Source organism: Bacillus sp. FSL W8-0645 (assembly GCF_038007905.1).
Taxonomy (GTDB): domain Bacteria; phylum Bacillota; class Bacilli; order Bacillales; family Bacillaceae; genus Bacillus; species Bacillus pumilus.
The window spans coordinates 2,986,504-3,003,688 of the sequence record NZ_JBBOYC010000001.1; the positions used below are offsets into that span (position 1 = coordinate 2,986,504).

Annotated in this window: 19 protein-coding genes and 1 pseudogene; 4 read left to right on the forward strand and 16 right to left on the reverse strand. The window is 42.2% G+C overall.

The features are described 5' to 3' along the window. Positions 1–35: 35 nt before the first annotated feature. The 4 genes from NST39_RS15460 to NST39_RS15475 form a co-directional block, all read right to left on the reverse strand. A complete protein-coding gene (locus NST39_RS15460; RefSeq protein WP_003212854.1) occupies positions 36–680 on the reverse strand; it encodes a 3D domain-containing protein in 645 nt (214 codons plus the stop codon). Between the two features lie 99 nt (positions 681–779). Next, positions 780–1,100, reverse strand: a complete 321-nt coding sequence (locus tag NST39_RS15465) for a YuiB family protein (protein WP_044140838.1) — start codon at positions 1,098–1,100, stop codon at positions 780–782. An 81-nt stretch (positions 1,101–1,181) separates the two neighbouring features. Then, the gene (locus NST39_RS15470; protein ID WP_157957789.1) at positions 1,182–1,307 is read right to left on the reverse strand and encodes a YuiA family protein; all 126 of its coding nucleotides are present in this window, start codon (positions 1,305–1,307) and stop codon (positions 1,182–1,184) included. Positions 1,308–1,435: 128 nt separating this feature from the next. After that, positions 1,436–2,653: an NAD(P)/FAD-dependent oxidoreductase gene (locus tag NST39_RS15475; protein ID WP_161792789.1), complete on the reverse strand. Its 1,218-nt coding sequence runs from the start codon at positions 2,651–2,653 to the stop codon at positions 1,436–1,438. A 391-nt stretch (positions 2,654–3,044) separates the two neighbouring features. Between NST39_RS15475 and yumC the strand changes: the two genes are divergently transcribed. Beyond that, complete coding sequence (gene yumC, locus NST39_RS15480) at positions 3,045–4,043, forward strand: ferredoxin--NADP reductase 2 (protein ID WP_044140839.1); 999 nt, start codon at positions 3,045–3,047, stop codon at positions 4,041–4,043. 46 nt (positions 4,044–4,089) lie between these two features. Here the strand turns inward: yumC and NST39_RS15485 are convergent, their stop codons facing one another. Next, entirely contained in the window at positions 4,090–4,296 is a 207-nt protein-coding gene (locus tag NST39_RS15485; protein WP_044140840.1) for a hypothetical protein, read from the reverse strand. A 194-nt stretch (positions 4,297–4,490) separates the two neighbouring features. Between NST39_RS15485 and NST39_RS15490 the strand changes: the two genes are divergently transcribed. Continuing rightward, positions 4,491–4,907, forward strand: a complete 417-nt coding sequence (locus tag NST39_RS15490) for a hypothetical protein (RefSeq protein ID WP_341029121.1) — start codon at positions 4,491–4,493, stop codon at positions 4,905–4,907. A 123-nt stretch (positions 4,908–5,030) separates the two neighbouring features. Here the strand turns inward: NST39_RS15490 and erpA are convergent, their stop codons facing one another. The 3 genes from erpA to NST39_RS15505 all read right to left on the reverse strand — a co-directional run bounded on the left by erpA (position 5,031) and on the right by NST39_RS15505 (position 6,828). Continuing rightward, entirely contained in the window at positions 5,031–5,393 is a 363-nt protein-coding gene (erpA, locus tag NST39_RS15495) for an iron-sulfur cluster insertion protein ErpA (RefSeq protein ID WP_340912823.1), read from the reverse strand. Between the two features lie 73 nt (positions 5,394–5,466). Beyond that, complete coding sequence (gene dapF, locus NST39_RS15500) at positions 5,467–6,321, reverse strand: diaminopimelate epimerase (RefSeq protein WP_341029122.1); 855 nt, start codon at positions 6,319–6,321, stop codon at positions 5,467–5,469. A 270-nt stretch (positions 6,322–6,591) separates the two neighbouring features. After that, a complete protein-coding gene (locus NST39_RS15505; protein ID WP_003213414.1) occupies positions 6,592–6,828 on the reverse strand; it encodes a YuzB family protein in 237 nt (78 codons plus the stop codon). Positions 6,829–7,083: 255 nt separating this feature from the next. On the opposite strand from NST39_RS15505, the gene NST39_RS15510 reads away from it, so the two are divergent. Continuing rightward, positions 7,084–8,151: an NAD(P)/FAD-dependent oxidoreductase gene (locus tag NST39_RS15510; protein WP_341029123.1), complete on the forward strand. Its 1,068-nt coding sequence runs from the start codon at positions 7,084–7,086 to the stop codon at positions 8,149–8,151. A 38-nt stretch (positions 8,152–8,189) separates the two neighbouring features. Here NST39_RS15510 and NST39_RS15515 read toward each other — a convergent pair whose 3' ends face one another. Both NST39_RS15515 and NST39_RS15520 read right to left on the reverse strand, forming a co-directional pair. Continuing rightward, positions 8,190–8,420, reverse strand: a complete 231-nt coding sequence (locus tag NST39_RS15515) for a hypothetical protein (RefSeq protein ID WP_058013767.1) — start codon at positions 8,418–8,420, stop codon at positions 8,190–8,192. 99 nt (positions 8,421–8,519) lie between these two features. Then, positions 8,520–8,849, reverse strand: coding sequence for a YuzD family protein (locus tag NST39_RS15520; RefSeq protein WP_106029275.1), 330 nt, complete (start codon positions 8,847–8,849; stop codon positions 8,520–8,522). Positions 8,850–8,970: 121 nt separating this feature from the next. On the opposite strand from NST39_RS15520, the pseudogene NST39_RS15525 reads away from it, so the two are divergent. Continuing rightward, positions 8,971–9,270: pseudogene (locus NST39_RS15525) on the forward strand (NifU family protein). 211 nt (positions 9,271–9,481) lie between these two features. Here the strand turns inward: NST39_RS15525 and NST39_RS15530 are convergent. The 6 genes from NST39_RS15530 to yutH all read right to left on the reverse strand — a co-directional run bounded on the left by NST39_RS15530 (position 9,482) and on the right by yutH (position 17,134). Continuing rightward, positions 9,482–11,452 carry a S9 family peptidase gene (locus NST39_RS15530; protein ID WP_341029124.1) on the reverse strand — a complete coding sequence of 657 codons (1,971 nt, stop codon included), beginning with the start codon at positions 11,450–11,452 and terminating at the stop codon, positions 9,482–9,484. A gap of 102 nt (positions 11,453–11,554) precedes the next feature. Next, a complete protein-coding gene (gene thrB, locus NST39_RS15535) occupies positions 11,555–12,487 on the reverse strand; it encodes a homoserine kinase (RefSeq protein WP_341029126.1) in 933 nt (310 codons plus the stop codon). Then, positions 12,484–13,545, reverse strand: coding sequence for a threonine synthase (thrC, locus tag NST39_RS15540; protein ID WP_341029128.1), 1,062 nt, complete (start codon positions 13,543–13,545; stop codon positions 12,484–12,486). The genes thrB and thrC overlap by 4 nt, the downstream gene beginning before the upstream one ends. After that, positions 13,545–14,846, reverse strand: coding sequence for a homoserine dehydrogenase (locus tag NST39_RS15545; RefSeq protein ID WP_126740857.1), 1,302 nt, complete (start codon positions 14,844–14,846; stop codon positions 13,545–13,547). The genes thrC and NST39_RS15545 overlap by 1 nt, the downstream gene beginning before the upstream one ends. A 208-nt stretch (positions 14,847–15,054) precedes the next feature. After that, a complete protein-coding gene (locus NST39_RS15550; protein ID WP_341029129.1) occupies positions 15,055–16,038 on the reverse strand; it encodes a 2-hydroxyacid dehydrogenase in 984 nt (327 codons plus the stop codon). 85 nt (positions 16,039–16,123) lie between these two features. Further along, positions 16,124–17,134, reverse strand: a complete 1,011-nt coding sequence (yutH, locus tag NST39_RS15555; protein ID WP_065099109.1) for a spore coat putative kinase YutH — start codon at positions 17,132–17,134, stop codon at positions 16,124–16,126. Positions 17,135–17,185 lie beyond the last annotated feature (51 nt).

Genomic DNA, 17,185 nt, shown 5'->3' on the forward strand with positions numbered 1-17,185 from the left:
AAAAGCTTTGGACCTAAAACTTGTCCAAAGCTTTTTTATTCTTTATTGGCTTGAAACTGCTGACGGAATACTTGCATTGATTTTGCTTCATTAAGCTGGTTTAAGTCTTTTTCCGTTAACGTTCCTTCGCCCTTTTTGATGATATACACATCGAGCACTTTTTTACCCCATTCTCTATACACATCATCTACGGTTTCATAGTATAAATCAAGCTTATGACCTTTAATGGCTTTTCCCGTATCTGCGACCACTCCGTAGCCATAGTTTGGGATAAAGAGAACAGTTCCAATCGGAAAGACTGATGGGTCTGCTGCCACGGTTGAATATAAATCACGTTTCACTTTGACGCCTGAATATGTAATGCCATATGCATGGTGTTCCTTCGTTTTACCTGTTGATTCCACACCTGCTGTATAGCCTGTGGCGACAACCTTTTGCTTCGGGTAATCGTTCCAATTAAACGCTTCTTCGAGAGAAATAGCCCGCAAGTCATCACTTTTGAGTGCCATCGTTTCTCTTTTTTGCTGTTGGAAAAAAGAAGATACTTGCTTGCCAGGATCAGTCTCTTTCACCCAGGCAGCTACATCACTTGGTTCAACTCCAGATATGCCCGTAAAGCTTGTCAAAAGAGCAAGCATAAAAAGGGCTGTCATGAACAATCGTTTCATCCATGTTTTCATCTTTATTTGTCACTCCTCTACCCATCTATTTGTTTCCAAACAAAATGGAAACTATGCAAAGGAGAAACAAAAAAACCCACTTGCATGTCCACAAGTGAGTTAAAACATTTGATATCCTCTTTTTCGAAGTGCATTGATGACAAAACCTGATGCAATTGCACCAATCAGACCACTTAACAAGATCATGATATCGGCCGCAGCGAGAGAGACAATGCGGTCTCCTATTCCTGAAAAAGCGGTGCCCGGTTCTCTGACATAAGCGATCATCTTTTGATTATTGATAATGAAAAGGCATACAATTGGATATAAAATAGCCATGATCCATGACATTCTCAGCAGCATATTGAGCAAAAAACCAATGCCAAAGAATAACACGAAAAATAAAATAACTGAAATGATAACGACTGGTAAACTGATCACTTCATCTCCACCCCCAAATATCCCATCATTAGTTTAACTTGGAAATAGAGATGAAGTCAATCAATGGAAAAAGCAGATGGATTAAAGCTTCTTTCCTGTCCCTTTACATTCCTCACATGTTTCAGATCCGCCGAGCAATAGCTGAAAATATCCTTTCCCCGAACAATATTGACAGGTGGACTTCTTTTCTTTTGTATGTGCATTCATATTGCTCACTCCCTTAATCTAAATTTTCTGATAATTTATCATACCATACTTTACTGCCGATAACCAAGTAAGAAAATATGTCAAAAAAAACGTGTATCACAAGGATACACGTTTTTGTCTATATCGATTTAGAAGAACTTGAATTTTCCTTTTTTCAGAACAAGTCCTGGTCCGCCAACCATGAATAAAGAACGGTTGTCGATGATTTTCTTCATTGCTGAAGCTTTTGTTCCTTGAAGTTTTTTACCAAACGCAACACCTACAGCGTCGTGTTCACCAAGAGAAGCAACTGTTCCTTTGATGTCTGGCTTAAAGCTTTCAAGAGAACCACCTTTCACTAGTGCGGCAAGGTTTTTCGCTACTGTTTCACCTTGCTGCATCGCGATTTGTGCAGTTGGTGGGTATGGACGGTTGATTTCTTCATTGATGATCAATGAACAGTCACCGATGATGAATACATCATCATTTTCTGGTACACGAAGATCTGGAGATACTTTTACGCGGCCGCGCATGTTTTCAAATCCAGCTTCCTCAACGATTGGGTTACCGCGTACACCAGCAGCCCAAACAACAGTTTCAGCTTTGATTTCCTCAGTATCATCGTCTTTTCCAACAATGATGCCTTCAGGTGTACATTCTTTGATCGCTGTACCAATTTTGAACTCAACGCCTTTACCTTGAAGGTAGTTCATTGCATAGTCGATCAATGCAGGATCGAATCCTGGAAGAGCTGTTGGTGCAGCTTCTACACAGATGATGCGCACATCTTTTTGATCAATATCATACTCTTTGCAAAGCTCAGGCACGCGGTTTCCAAGCTCACCAAGGAACTCAATACCTGTGAAGCCCGCACCGCCGACAACGATTGTCAAGCGCTCTGGACGTTTTTCAGCTTCCGTATTATACGTCGCAAATTGAAGCTCAATGTGCTCACGAAGCTGACGAGCAGAGTTGATGTTAGAGATTGAGAATGCATATTCTTTCAGTCCTGCAATACCAAATGTTTCAGGAACAGCACCAAGCGCAACAACAAGGTAGTCGTAAGAAAGTTCGCCATCTGATGTCACAACTTTCTTCTCTTCCTTATTAATGCTTTCAACTGTTGCTTGTACAAAGTTGACACGGGAACTGTTAATCACATCTTTGATTTGATAACGACAGCGGTCATGATGAAGTGTGCCTGCGCTTGCTTCATGTAACCATGTTGTTTCGTAATGATAATTATGCTTGTTCACAAGAGTAATGTCCGCATCATTTGTGCCAAGCTGTTTTGTTAATCTTGTTACAGTCATTAATCCGCCATAACCTGCACCTAATACAACGATTTTCGGTTTATTCACTGGAATCACATCCACCTTTTTTAAATTTGCTGTAAAACGGATAAAGAATTACATATCGTTATTCTCAACCGCTTTCCGGCATTTTATGAAATTTAAACAAAAAAATAAGTATGTGAAAATCTGAACTTTCACCTACATAAAACGAAAGCATTTGACCGTATCCGACAAAAATTCATAAAAAATTAATATTTAGTTCCCTTAACAATAATAGCGAGTTCTGATCCAATTTTCAAGGCTTTAAACTGAAAATCCTTATGATAAACGGTCTTTCTCACTTTTTCCTCTTTTTCAAAGCTTCGGCATCAAAAAACGACAAGTTTTTCAAAACAAGTCAAACGACGATGTGTGGTATGATATGATATAGTGATAACAATTTTCATTTGGGAGGATTAAAGGAATGCAAGAAGATTCTAAGGTATATGACATTACCGTTATCGGGGGCGGCCCAGTAGGATTGTTTACTGCGTTTTATGGTGGCATGAGACAGGCAAGTGTGAAAATCATTGAAAGCCTTCCTCAGCTCGGCGGTCAATTATCCGCTCTTTACCCTGAAAAATACATTTATGATGTGGCTGGTTTTCCAAAAATCCGCGCACAAGAATTAATTGATAACTTAAAGGAACAAATGGATAAATTTGATCAAACCATTTGCTTAGAGCAAGCAGTTGAAACAGTTGAAAAACAGGCAGATGGTATCTTTAAACTTGTGACAAATCAAGAGATTCATTATTCTAAAACGATCATCATCACAGCTGGTAACGGTGCATTCCAACCGAGAAAGCTTGAACTAGATGCAGCAGAATCATATGAAGGAAGCAACCTGCATTACTTCATTAATGATTTGAATCAATTTGCTGGCAGACGTGTCGCTGTTCTTGGCGGCGGAGACTCTGCGGTGGACTGGGCACTGATGCTTGAACCTATCGCAAAAGAGGTTTCCATTATTCACCGCCGCGATAAATTCCGCGCACATGAGCACAGTGTAGAAAACCTGCACAACTCGAAAGTCAATGTCGTGACACCATTTGTGCCAACTGAGCTCATTGGTGAAGACCGCATTGAACAGATTGTGCTAGAAGAAGTCAAAGGCGACAAAAAACAAGTGCTTGATGTGGACGACGTGATCGTCAACTTCGGTTTTGTTTCCTCTCTTGGACCAATTAAGCAATGGGGTCTTGAAATCGAAAAGAACTCGATCGTCGTGAAATCCACAATGGAAACAAACATTGAAGGCTTCTATGCGGCAGGAGACATTTGTACGTATGAAGGAAAAGTCAAATTGATTGCCAGCGGATTTGGTGAAGCACCAACGGCTGTCAACAATGCGAAAGCCTACATGGACCCGAAAGCCCGTGTACAGCCTCTTCATTCCACAAGCTTATTTGAAAACAAATAAGCGAAATCAAAAAAAGGAGTTCCCACTAGCGGAACTCCTTTTTCGTTTATTTAAAAATCCCAATATAGGCATTCGCCATTCCAAGTACCATTGCAGCAAGCAGCACCACAACAATCCCTGCTACAACCAAAATCACCCGATCCTTCACACGTTCCTTTTTCGGAAGCGGCTTCTCAATCCCGCAAGCTGGACACGTTTTAGAACGATACGGAATCAGTTCATGACAGTTCCTGCAATTGATTTGTTCACTCAAACCTCAGCAACCTCTTTTCTACCTACAGTTTATGTTTGGTTCTCATGATACTCTTTTCGGGTGGAAATAGCCAGTTGTGAGAGCAAGCTGTAACAAAATTGAGCGATTTATAAATTGTTGAAGTGAGAATGAAGGTTTTATCTGATCAACCGATATAGGAAATGAAGAAGATATAATGGAGGATAGGTGGAAAGATGTTTAAGCGTTTAATGATTAGTTTGAGCTTGTTACTGATGATTGGTGGCTCAGTTGAACTGTTTGCAAAAGACTACAATAAACATTATGCTCAGTTCGCAGCAGGATTGAATATGGATGTTGATCAACTAGAACCTTTTTTAAAGCATGTGTCCACTTCAATTTTAGATTCTGGTTTGAGTGATCAAGAAATAAAACAGATACTCTCTAAAGTTCAAAAAATGAATAAAAACAATGAAACGAAAAAAGTGGGTACTTTTGAAGTGGTGTACCATGAAAAACAAGCAAAGATTAAAATTGTGATTGAAGTTCATGTGGATGATGGCAATAAAGAAGTGGTGATCTATATGTTTAGCACCCAAGAGCTGGTGGATGTCTTGGATAAAGAACTGTTAAAAATAGAAGAAGCAATATGAGAAAGAGACACTGGTTGAGTGTCTTTTTTTATGGTTGATTTTCCTCAATAAAAAAGCCTCCTCGATCGTGTTGTTTACAAAAACAAACGAACAAGAAGGCTTATCTTAATCCATGATCAGTTGTTAACACTCTTCCGGCGTACCGGTATTCTTCGCTGTTCTAAAAGAAGAGCCGCATCCGCATGAAGCAATCGCGTTCGGATTGTCGATGGTGAAACCGCCGCCCATTAGTGATTGTTTGAAGTCAATGATGGTGCCGTTCATGATATCAAGGCTTTCGGAGTCGACAAGAACCTGAATGCCTTGCTGTTCGAACTGCGTGTCTTTCTCTGATACTTCATGGTCAAATCCCATGCCGTATGAAAGACCGCTGCAGCCGCCGCCTTTTACGCCCACTCGTAGGAACGCATTTTCTTCTTCATGTTCTTTCATCATATCTTTAATCTGCAGTGCAGCATCTTCTGTAATGGTTACTGGTGTACTCATGATCATCCCTCCTTTTGACTGGATGTTTCTTTTCAATTATAAACGTGATGGTGCCTTTTCTCAAATAAATGGTTTACAAATAAAATGTGCCGTCACAAATCGTTTCAGCAGGCCCTGTCATGAGCACATGCTCATTGTCTTTCCAGCGAATGATGAGATCTCCGCCTGCTAAGTGAACCGTCATGTCCGTTTCTTTTTTCGCCTGTCCATTCACAATCGTGGATACGGCCGCCGCACAAGCTCCCGTTCCGCAGGCTTGAGTAATGCCAGACCCTCTTTCCCACACGCGAAAATGCAGTTCTGTTTCACTGACCACTTCTACAAATTCTACATTGACGCCTTCTGGGAACATGTCATGTTTTTCGATGATTGGTCCAACTGTATCAAGCGGTGCCTTTTCAATGTCCTCTAAATAAAAAACGATGTGCGGGTTTCCCATTGAAACAGCCGTTCCATTTAAGGTTGTCGTGCCAAAATCAAGCGGTTCATTAATCGTTGTGCTTCCTGGTTCACCAAGCATCGGCATCGCTTCTTTTTCAAAACGAGGTTTCCCCATATCAACTGTCACTAAATGTACGTGACCATCCTGCACATGAACGGTCGCTTCAACGAGTCCTGACAATGTTTCAATCTGAAACGTTGTGTCTGTTACGATTTGATGCTCATACACATATTTTGCGACGCAGCGCAGACCGTTGCCGCAGTTTTTACCCTCTGATCCATCATTATTGAAAATGCGCATTTTCACAGGTGCAATATCTGATGGACAAATGAGGATCATACCATCTGAACCGATTCCTGTATAAACAGAAGACACGCGGATTGCTATCTCTGATAGCTGCTCTTCTGGAAGCTGTTCCTTCATCTGATTGATGTAAATATAATTATTTCCTAGTCCGTGCATTTTCGTGAATTGAAATGATGTCATGAGCGTCCTCCAAAAATGTTGTTTCTTTATAGTATAAAAGGAGTCGATTCAGGAGACAATCTTATCATCCCCCGTTTTTCATACATAAAAGCTCTTTGCTGCCATGGCAAGGGGCTTTTATTATGCATATGCCTCATTTTCTCTCGTGTGATGCTTCATTTTGAAGATATTTTATTAGCATAACATATTGGATGCGCTTTCTATTAATTCTCCTTGAAAATGGAAACTCAAAGTATGAAAAAAATGCACCTCATGACCCATGTGGTGCATTTAAAACATCTCATTTTCCTCTATAAAAGCATAAATACGCTCGACTAGCTGCTCTGCATTTTCTCCTGAAACAAATTCTCCATTCACGAGTGCAAATGGGGAGTCCATACATTTGCCGCAGTAGCTTAAACAGCCGTATTCCATAACGTCTAGGTTTGGGTCTTTATCAAGCTTCTCTTTTGCTTCTTGAGACCCTTGCGCAAGATTACTTACACAAAATTCGATCAGTGGGAACACTTTGCTTCACCTCACATTGCTTTACCATCCTACCGAAATTCCTTCTATTAGTCAAAACATGAGCTTCACCTGTATCGTTACGCCTATTCCTCGTAAAATGTTTTACTATTTAGGACTAACTAATGAATATGTAGGTTATTTTGAAACAATTATTGTGGTTTCACAGTAAATTCGATATAATTTTATTTGGTATTTTAACTTAAAGTTTTTTAGTATAAGTGTTTTTCAATGTCTACGGGGAAAAGGAGAATCGTCATGAAAAATTTAGTCTTGATCGGCGGAGGTTACGGGAATATGCGGGTTCTCCACCGCTTATTGCCAAATCAATTACCTGATGATGTTACTATCACATTAATTGATCGAAATCCTTACCACTGTTTAAAAACAGAATATTATGCACTCGCTGCTGGAACGATCTCTGATCATCACATCCGAGTATCTTTTCCAGAGCATCCGAAGCTGGATATTCAATATGGGGAAGTAGAAAAAATTGATATTGAAAACAAACAGATCTTATTCAGCGACCGTGAACCCATTCCTTATGACGACACGGTGATTGGACTCGGCTGTGAGGACAAGTATCATAATGTCCCTGGTGCGAAAGAACATACATACAGCATTCAAACCATTGATCAGTCAAGACATACGTATAACAAATTAAACAATTTGGGTGCAGGTGCAACGGTTGGTATCGTCGGTGCTGGACTTAGCGGGGTAGAGCTAGCCAGTGAATTGAGAGAAAGCCGTGCTGATTTAAACATTATTCTTTTTGACCGCGGAGAGCTGATTCTATCAAGCTTCCCAAAAAGATTAAGTTTATATGTGCAAAAGTGGTTTGAAGAAAATGACGTAAAGATCATTAACTGTGCCAATATTACGAAGGTTGAAGAAGGTGTTGTTTACAACCATGGTGACGCCATTGAAGCAGAGGTCACCGTATGGACAGCAGGCATTCAGCCAAGCAAAGTGATACGAGAGATGGATGTTGAAAAAGACGCACAAGGCCGCGTCGTACTAACACCTCATCACAATCTCCCTGGAGATGAGCACGTCTATGTCGTGGGTGATTGCGCAAGCTTGCCGCATGCCCCAAGTGCACAGCTTGCCGAGGCGCAGGCAGAACAAATTGTCCAATCTCTGCAAAAACGCTGGAAAAACGAGCCGCTTCCTGAGGCTTATCCTCAGTTTAAGCTAAAAGGTGTCTTAGGCTCTTTAGGGAAAAAAGCCGGCTTTGGCTTAGTAGCAGATCGTCCACTTATTGGCCGTGTACCAAGACTTCTAAAATCCGGACTCCTTTGGATGTACAAGCATCACAATGGCTAACATCATGTGAAGCTCCTTCATGACGAGGGAGCTTTTTTCTATGAAACGGCATGTGCCGATGAACGGGTCAATTTAATCGGAGCAAGGGCAAGGATGCAGTCTTTACGAAACGTTCTCATCGTCTTTTTTGATAAACAATACGCTTGAATGAGCTGGTCCGTTTGACGGTGGACAATGATTTTACGCTTCGTGCACTCTCCGTTTTTCTTCATATAAATCATCTCAATTGGTATTTGCTGATGAAGAGATTGTTTCAGTAAATAATTCATGATGCTCACGCTCCTTTCATTTGATTATAATCGAACAAACGTTCTTTTTCAACCTAAAAAGGAACGTTTGTTCGATTTATTTTTGAAAAAAAGAACAGTTTATTCACTGCTCTTCTTGTATCCGTATTTCTCCATTTCTTGATAGATGTCTTTTAATTTTGGATTGCCCTCTCCGACAATTTGATCTTCTACTAAGACAAGCGGATAAAAGAATTCATCATCAAGAATTCGTTCAGACAATTCCTTTTGGTGTTCGTTTTCTGGTGGGTGCTCAATATCAATATATGTGATGCGAAACGGCTGATTCGGATATTTTCGTTTTAATGCTGCATCTAACCACTCAAATGTATCTTTTGAAGAAGGCAGATTCACGCAGCTAGCGCAAAGTACATCTCTTCCATATACATAAAGATCGACGGTTTGATTCATTTGGCAAGCCCCCTATTCTTTCTTTATTTTAGCTGAATTTTCTGTATGAAAAAAGTCAAAATCACTTTTTGTTTCAAGATGAGTTTGTGCTATAATGAGAAGGAAACTTTGAAACCAATCAATAGATTTTTATCGTCCAGATGAATATAATGGTGATATGTTGTGAAAGGAGCGATTATATCCAATGACTGAAGTCGAAATGAAAGACCAAGTACAGGAAGTACTGGACAAACTTCGTCCATTTCTATTACGTGATGGTGGAGACTGTGAGCTTGTAGACATTGAAGATGGCATTGTGAAATTACGTCTTCTTGGTGCATGCGGCAGCTGCCCAAGTTCAACCATTACATTGAAAGCCGGTATTGAGCGCGCATTATTAGAAGAAGTGCCTGGCGTTGTAGAAGTTGAACAGGTTTTCTAATTCATATATGACATGAAAACGACCCGAATTCGGGTCGTTTTTTTCAGTATTAGCCTTTTTCAGCGTGATATGAAAACCCTTGAATTCTAGGAAGGACGAGTACTGGCGCGGAGCGAATTGATATTCGTGAGCACCAGCACGCAGGACTGACACGGAATGCGAGGGTTTGTCATCACGCTGAAACGACCCGATTTGGGTCGTTTTTTTATTATTAGCTTAACTTCTCTCTAAACCAGTCCTTTATAAAGGTCAGTCTTTGAATACGCTGCCCCGGATGTCCGCTTCTGGATAAATCATGAGAAGCTTTCGGGAATTTGACGAGCCTTGTGTCTTTCCCAAGCTCCTTCAGTGCTACAAAAAGCTGTTCTGCTTGATCAACTGGGCAGCGATAGTCTTCGTCGCTGTGCAGGATGAGAAGCGGCGTATTCACTTGTCTCACATACTTGAGCGGCGAACGATCCCATAGCTTATCGACTGAATCATAAATATTCCCATCAATCTGCCATCTTGTGAAGTAATAACCGATATCACTGATGCCATAGAAGCTAATCCAGTTTGAAATGGACCGCTGTGTGACGGCTGCGTGAAAACGGTCGGTCTGTCCGACAATCCAGTTGGTCATAAAACCGCCATAGCTGCCGCCTGTCACTCCAAGTCTTGTCTCATCAAGGAAATCATAGGCTTTCAGCACATGATCAACAGCCAGCATGACATCCTCATAATCAACGTCACCATAGCTCCCTCTCACACGGTCGGTAAACATTTGTCCGTATCCATGACTGCCATGAGGATTGATATATACGATGGCATAGCCTTCAGCGGCGAGCATTTGAAATTCATGAAAATACGTATAACCATACATGGCATGCGGTCCGCCATGAATTTCTAAAATAAGCGGATAAGTCTTCCCCTCTTCCATTTGGGAGGGCTTCATAAACCAGCCCTGCACCTCGTCGCCTTCTTTTGACTGAAACGAAAATGGCTCTGGTACCGATAGGACATGCTCCTTGAGGAATTCATCATGCTCGAACGTGATTTGCTTTAGATCCGCCTCCCCTAATGTCAGCTCATACAGCTCACTTGGTGAAACGGGTGACAGTCGGCTAAGCAATAATTTGGATTCATCTGGATGAAGGCTGAAGTTTGTGATATGTTCTGCCTCTAATCGAACAGGATAGGCTAAGCCTTCAACAGAGAAATAATAAATCCCTGTACTGCCTTGATCAGAAACAAGTGCATAAAACCCCTGGCTATCCTTTGTCCACTGCGGAAGCTGATTGGCTTCGCCCATAACGCTATCCCCTGCCATACAGTTGCCCACATACATATCGAGCATTTCTGACAACTGAACGACATTTCCCTCCTTCAGATCATACAGCCATAATGCTGGGAAAGTAGCATTTTGAAATTCGCGCTCATGTCCGATATACACGAGGCTTTCTCCATTAGGAGCAAAAGACATGGTAGAATAAGCGCCTGATGATTGTGTGATTTTCTTTGTCGTACCATCCTCTAATGATCGGAGGCACACGTCACTTATGTAAGGTTTCTGAGGATTTGATTGAATATAGGCAAGCCATTTCCCGCAAGGAGAGAGCATGTGATTCACATGATGATGCTGCCCGCTTGTGACAGCCTCTACCTCTCCTGAGTGAGTATCCACTTGAATGATCTGCGTAAAACGCCCATCTAAAAAACCTCTGCCATCTGCTTTATAGGTCAAATCATCATATACCGCAGGAGCGAAATCATCTCGCTCTTCCTTTTTTTCATCATGTATAGACTCTGTTTGTTTCAGTGACACAGCCGCATAAATGAAAGCTCCATTTGGTGAAAAGACAGGATGAGATACTCCGTATGGAATCGACGTTAAGGTACGCACACCGCCTCCCTCGCTCTGAATCAGTGCAAGCTGAGGAGCTTCCTTTGGCTTTTGCAAAATAAACGCAAGCTGCCTGCTGTCTTTTGACCACACTGGCTGATGATGCTTTCCATCCTCAAATGTCCATTGTGACAGCTCCTCTGTCTCTTCATCTCGAACCCATAAATGGATGTTGTAATCGTCCTTTTTGTCATTCACCATGACCTTTGTAAAAACCGCCTTTTTTCCATCTGGTGAATAAACCGGATGAGAAACAGAAACAATCTTCGTTAAATCTTCTGCTGTCATCAATTTCTTCATGAATGTATCTCCTCCTTTTATGCATAAAAAATAGTTCGATCCTCTAAATAATAATCCCTGCTTTATCCTATAAAAACAAGGATAAAAAAAGAACGTGCATTTTTACAGCACGTTCTTTACTTGATTGACAGGATCATGCTCCACGACAACACCTTCTACTGGTACTGTCAGCAAATCTACTTCACAATGCGGGAAGTTTTGGGCAAGCTGCTTTTTCAGCGCTTCTCCCTTCCCTTTTTCAACTAAGGTTAAGATTGTCGGACCAGCACCGCTTAATGCCGTTCCATACGCTCCTTTTAGCGAAGCGACATGCTCTACTTTCGACAGCTCTGGGACGAGCATTGTACGGTAAGGTTGATGAAATAAATCCTTATTCATCATTTCTCCAACAAGCGGCCAGTTTTGCGTCATTAATGCCGCAACAAGTACGTTGCTCACAGCACTCGCACTGACGGCATGTTTATAGGAAAAATCCTCTGGCAGGACATCACGGGCATCCTTTGTCAGCACTTCATAAAAAGGAATCACGACAACAACATCTATATCCACATGCTGCACTTTGACAGCATGTGTCTTGTCTTCTTCATGAAGACCAATCAGTAAACCTCCGAATAAAGAGGCACCCGCATTATCTGGATGGCCTTCTACCTCACTTGCAAAAAAGAGCTTTTGATCATCCGACATATTTAATTCGAGAAGCTGATTGGCTAGCTCAATGGCTGCCACAATTGCAGCAGCACTGCTTCCCAGCCCCCGTGCCAATGGAATATCACTCCACACTTTGACATAAACAGGCGGGAGTGTTTTTCCAAAGTGATCTGCGACCTTTTTGGCTGTTTGATAAATGAGGTTGTCGGTGCCTGATGGAATCCCAGACACGACATCTGATTCTGCTTCAAACAGCCAGCTATCATGGTCATAGACCGATAGCTTTAAATAGCGGCTGAGCGCCATTCCAACTGAATCAAAGCCTGGTCCTAAATTGGCAGTGCTTCCCGGTACTGTGATTGAAAAAAGCATGGAGGCTTTACTCATACGCGCGCGGCCTTTTCTAAGTGTTCAAGAATTTGATCTTCATCTGCATCGAGTGTGACCGGCTTGATTTGTGAAATATCAATGGCCGTATTCGGATCTTTCAATCCGTTGCCTGTTAATACCGCAACAACTTTACTGCCTGGCTTGATTTCTCCGGATTTCACCTGCTTGAGCACACCTGCGATAGACGCACATGAGCCTGGCTCTGCAAACACGCCTTCTTCACGAGCAATCAATTGATATGCATGAAGAATTTCTTCGTCTGTCACTTCATCAATCTTTCCGTTTGATTCATCTGCCGCTGCCACAGCTTGTTTCCAGCTTGCAGGATTTCCGATACGGATGGCAGTTGCCACAGTTTCTGGCTGTTCAATCACTTCATTTCGCACGATCGCTGCTGCACCTTCTGCTTCAAAGCCTCGCATAACAGGCAGCTCAGTTCCTTTTTTCTCATGGTATTCCTTGAAGCCTTTCCAGTAGGCGGTGATATTCCCTGCATTTCCAACAGGAATCGCCAGTACGTCCGGAGCCGAGCCTAGCTGCTCACAGATTTCAAATGCCGCCGTTTTTTGTCCTTCAATTCGGTACGGATTGACAGAGTTCACAAGGGCAATCGGCGATTTTTCACAGATGCTGCGGACGATTTTCAGTGCATCATCAAAGTTACCGTCAATCGCAATGATCTCTGCTCCGTACATCACAGCCTGTGCGAGCTTACCAAAGGCAATTTTTCCGTCTGGAATGATGACGATACATTTCATATCAGCACGGGCTGCATAAGCCGCTGCCGCTGCAGAAGTATTCCCTGTCGAAGCACACATGACCGTATCATTGCCTTCTTCTTTTGCCTTTGCAACAGCCATGACCATCCCGCGGTCCTTGAAAGAGCCTGTTGGGTTGACGCCTTCTGTTTTCACATGAAGCTCAATTCCTAGCTTTTTCGAAAGCTTGGCGAGGTGGATCAGCGGGGTATTCCCTTCATTTAATGTTAGTTTTGGTGTTGATTCGTTTACTGGTAAGAATTCTTGGAATTCTTCAATAAGTCCATTCCACTTCATCAGCTTAAACCGTTCCCTTCTACTCGGTACGTGCTCTTCACTTGAACCACCACGTCGAGATCGTTTAATTTTTGCAGGATATTTGAGAAATCTTCTTCTGAGGTCTGGTGTGTAATAATCACAATTTCAGCCAGATCATCATGCCCTTTCACAGGAAGCTGAAGGATCTTTTCAAAGCTGATGCCTCTTTCAGAAAAAATAGATGTAATACGGGAGAATGCCCCGACTTGATCTCTCACATGAATTCTTAAAAATTGCTGAGCAAATACTTCCGATGGTGATTTGATCTTTTTCTCAAACTGCGGTGCGATAAATCCGCTTCCGTTTACGCCAAGACGCATGTTTTTCATGACTGCGACTAAGTCTGATACAACAGCGGTTGCCGTTGGCAGACTTCCAGCTCCAGGTCCGTAAAACATCGTTTCTCCTACAGCACTCCCATAGACATACACCGCATTGAATTCATTGTTGACCGATGATAACGGATGGTGATCAGGGAGTAAGGTTGGCTGGACACTAACTTCTACTTTTTCTCCGTCTCGCTGGGCAATTCCGATTAGCTTCATTGTGTAGCCAAATCGTTTACTGAAATTAATGTCTTCATCAGAAACGTCAGAGATGCCCCTGACCTTTACATCCTCTAATTCCACATTCATGGAAAATCCGAGTCTTGCAAGAATCGCCATTTTCCTTGCTGCATCTAGTCCTTCTACATCAGCTGTTGGGTCTGCTTCTGCAAAGCCAAGATCCTGCGCTTCTTTTAAGACATCTTCATATGCGCTTTTATTGACGTTCATTTTCGTTAAAATAAAATTCGTTGTGCCGTTCACAATCCCCATCATCTTCGTAATTCGGTCAGAGGCTAATCCTTCCTCCAGCGTACGCAGAATCGGAATTCCTCCGGCGACACTTGCTTCATAATAAAGATCACAGCCATTTTCTTTCGCAACATGTAAAAGCTCTGTTCCGTAAAGTGCCATTAAATCTTTATTGGCGGTAATAACATGCTTCTTCTCATTTAACGCATCTATTAAATATTGTTTTGTCTCTTCAATGCCGCCCATCACTTCAATAATGACGTCAATCTCTGGATCTCTAATCACATCGTATACTTCAGTTGTGAAGACCTCTCTTGCCACATCCACATCTCTCTTTTTATCAGGATTGCTTACAAGCACTTTTTGTATTAATACCGGACAGCCGATCTGGTGCATTAATTTATCCTGATGATCTTGGATAATCTTGACGACACCGCTCCCCACAGTTCCTAATCCTAATAGTCCAACTCGAATTGCCTTCACCTGAAATTCCACCTTTCTCCGTCAATGTCCTCTCTAAAAAGACATTTGTTAACCTAACACAGACATTCAATGTACACACATTATAAAGGGGTATCCTCATTTTGACAAGGTAATAAAATATGAGATTGTGAGAATGAAACCGCTTAATAGCTATTTATATCAAGATTCTATATTTTCAAAATATTTTTGTCAGAAAAGCTCCCGAAACTCAGGGAGCCTGATATGATGAACGAACCGGCGTTTTAGCTTGCTGACCTTGTAAGATAAGCGCAATATTTTCAGCACATAAACGCATCATCGTTTTTCTCGTTTCGACACTTGCACTGCCAATATGAGGGAGAACCGTGACGTTACGTAATGTTGTTAGCGGATGAGATGGGCTGACAGGCTCCTGTCTAAATACATCCAGACCAGCGCCGGCAATTTTCCCTGTCGTGACTGCCTCATATAAAGCATCCTCATCCACAGTCTGTCCTCTTGATACGTTAATAAAATAAGCAGAGTTCTTCATCAGATCAAATGCCTTTTCATTAAACATGTCTTTCGTTTCTGGGGTTAACGGCGTCAGGCAGACAATGAAATCAGACTGCGTGAGCAAGTCCTCAAAAGCCGCATAGGTCACGCCGAGCTGCGCTTCTGCCTCTGGCTTTCTTGACCGGTTATGGTACAGCACTTTCATGTCAAAACCTGCTGCCCGCTTGGCAAGCGCTGTTCCGATGCTGCCCATGCCGACAATTCCAAGGGTTTTGTGATGAACATCAGCTCCTGCAAGAAGAAGCGGGCCCCAGCCTGTCCAATTTCCTTCCTTAATCCAATCACTCGCCTCGACAATCCGTCTCGCTGATGCCATCAGAAGGGCAAAGGCTAAATCAGCCGTGGATTCCGTTAATACATCAGGCGTATGACAAATGGTGATGTTGCGCTTTTTAGCGGCTTCAAGATCAATATTGTCATAACCCACAGCAAGGTTTGCGATCACCTTAACATGTGGAGCCTTTGATAAAAGGGCTTCATCTACTTGATCTGACAGCATGGTGAGAAGCGCATCCGCTTTCGCTGCTTGTTTTTCTAATTCTTCTCGTGGACACGACTCATCTTCGCTTGGCCACATCTCGATATGAGCGACTTCTTTTAGTGGTGTAAGTGATGCTTCATCCAGCTTTCTTGTGATATAGACATAAGGTTTCGTCAAGAAGAACACTCCTTTGATTGATTTCTTTAAGCATAACGAAAAACGCCTCAAGAGAAAAGAGACGTTTCATCTGTTCACTGAAACTTCAAATCAGTGGACCTGTGATCCAGCCAACAGGTGGAATGAGGCTCCCGCCGCTTCGCATGGCACTCATTTCTTGAAAGACCTTTAGAAAGTATTCATAGCGATTGGCATCATTTAAGACGTAATCTAGCCGTTCTTCATAATATGATTTTTCAGTTTCTCCCGACATGTAGTAGCCTTCCACAATTTCAAAATAATGAAGCGGGAACAACAAGCGGCTGTATAACAAACGCTTAGAAAAAGAAGAAAGTGGTGTCACCTGCTCATATTGCTGAAGAAAGGAAAAACCCTCTTCAATTAAATCTTCCTTATGCTGGACAAAGGTTTCTCTTAAGTATTCGGCAATATCCCGGGTTGGATGATCAAAGACCCAATCTACAGGTAAACGAAGCGGCTGCTCATGCGGCCACGTCCTCCGCGAAAAACGCTGGTGGCAGACAGTGCCTGAGTCGCATTCTTTCGGTTCATCATCCAGCTCAGTATCTACTAAATATTGAATGGCGTTTTCCGTTAATCCTAGATAATACGGAAAGGATTCGATGAATTTTTTTTCAAACCGTTCCAGTGGTTTTTGGTGCATTTGCTGCATCCAAAAGCCTTCAAGCTGATCTAACCGTTTTGCCCACAATTCCTTCCAGGCTCCCACTCGTTTTGTTTCAGACACCTCATATGGAAATCCTCTTCCCCTTACATGAAAGGCCGCCAGCTCTGACGCCTGTTGAAACGAACGGCTTGAGATCGGCGGTGCTGCCTTTAGTAAAGCATACAGCTCCTTTCCATGAGTAAAGGTGGGCTTCTCTTCATTTGTTAATTCAAACACAGCGACGTATGGGTCTCCGGCATTCAGTAAATACTGACTGATATGAAACAGCTCTGTGAGTTCTTCTTCTCGCAAATGAGACACAGGAACAATGATAAAGAGAGCCTCCGACGTTTGAAAGCTCTGATAACTGCCATATGGCATAAGTTGACGCACATCAATACCAAATGTGTGATAAATGGTTTCTTTCATGTTTTCACCTGCGTTCATATGATCGATCTCTTACCATATCGTAGTCGCAGG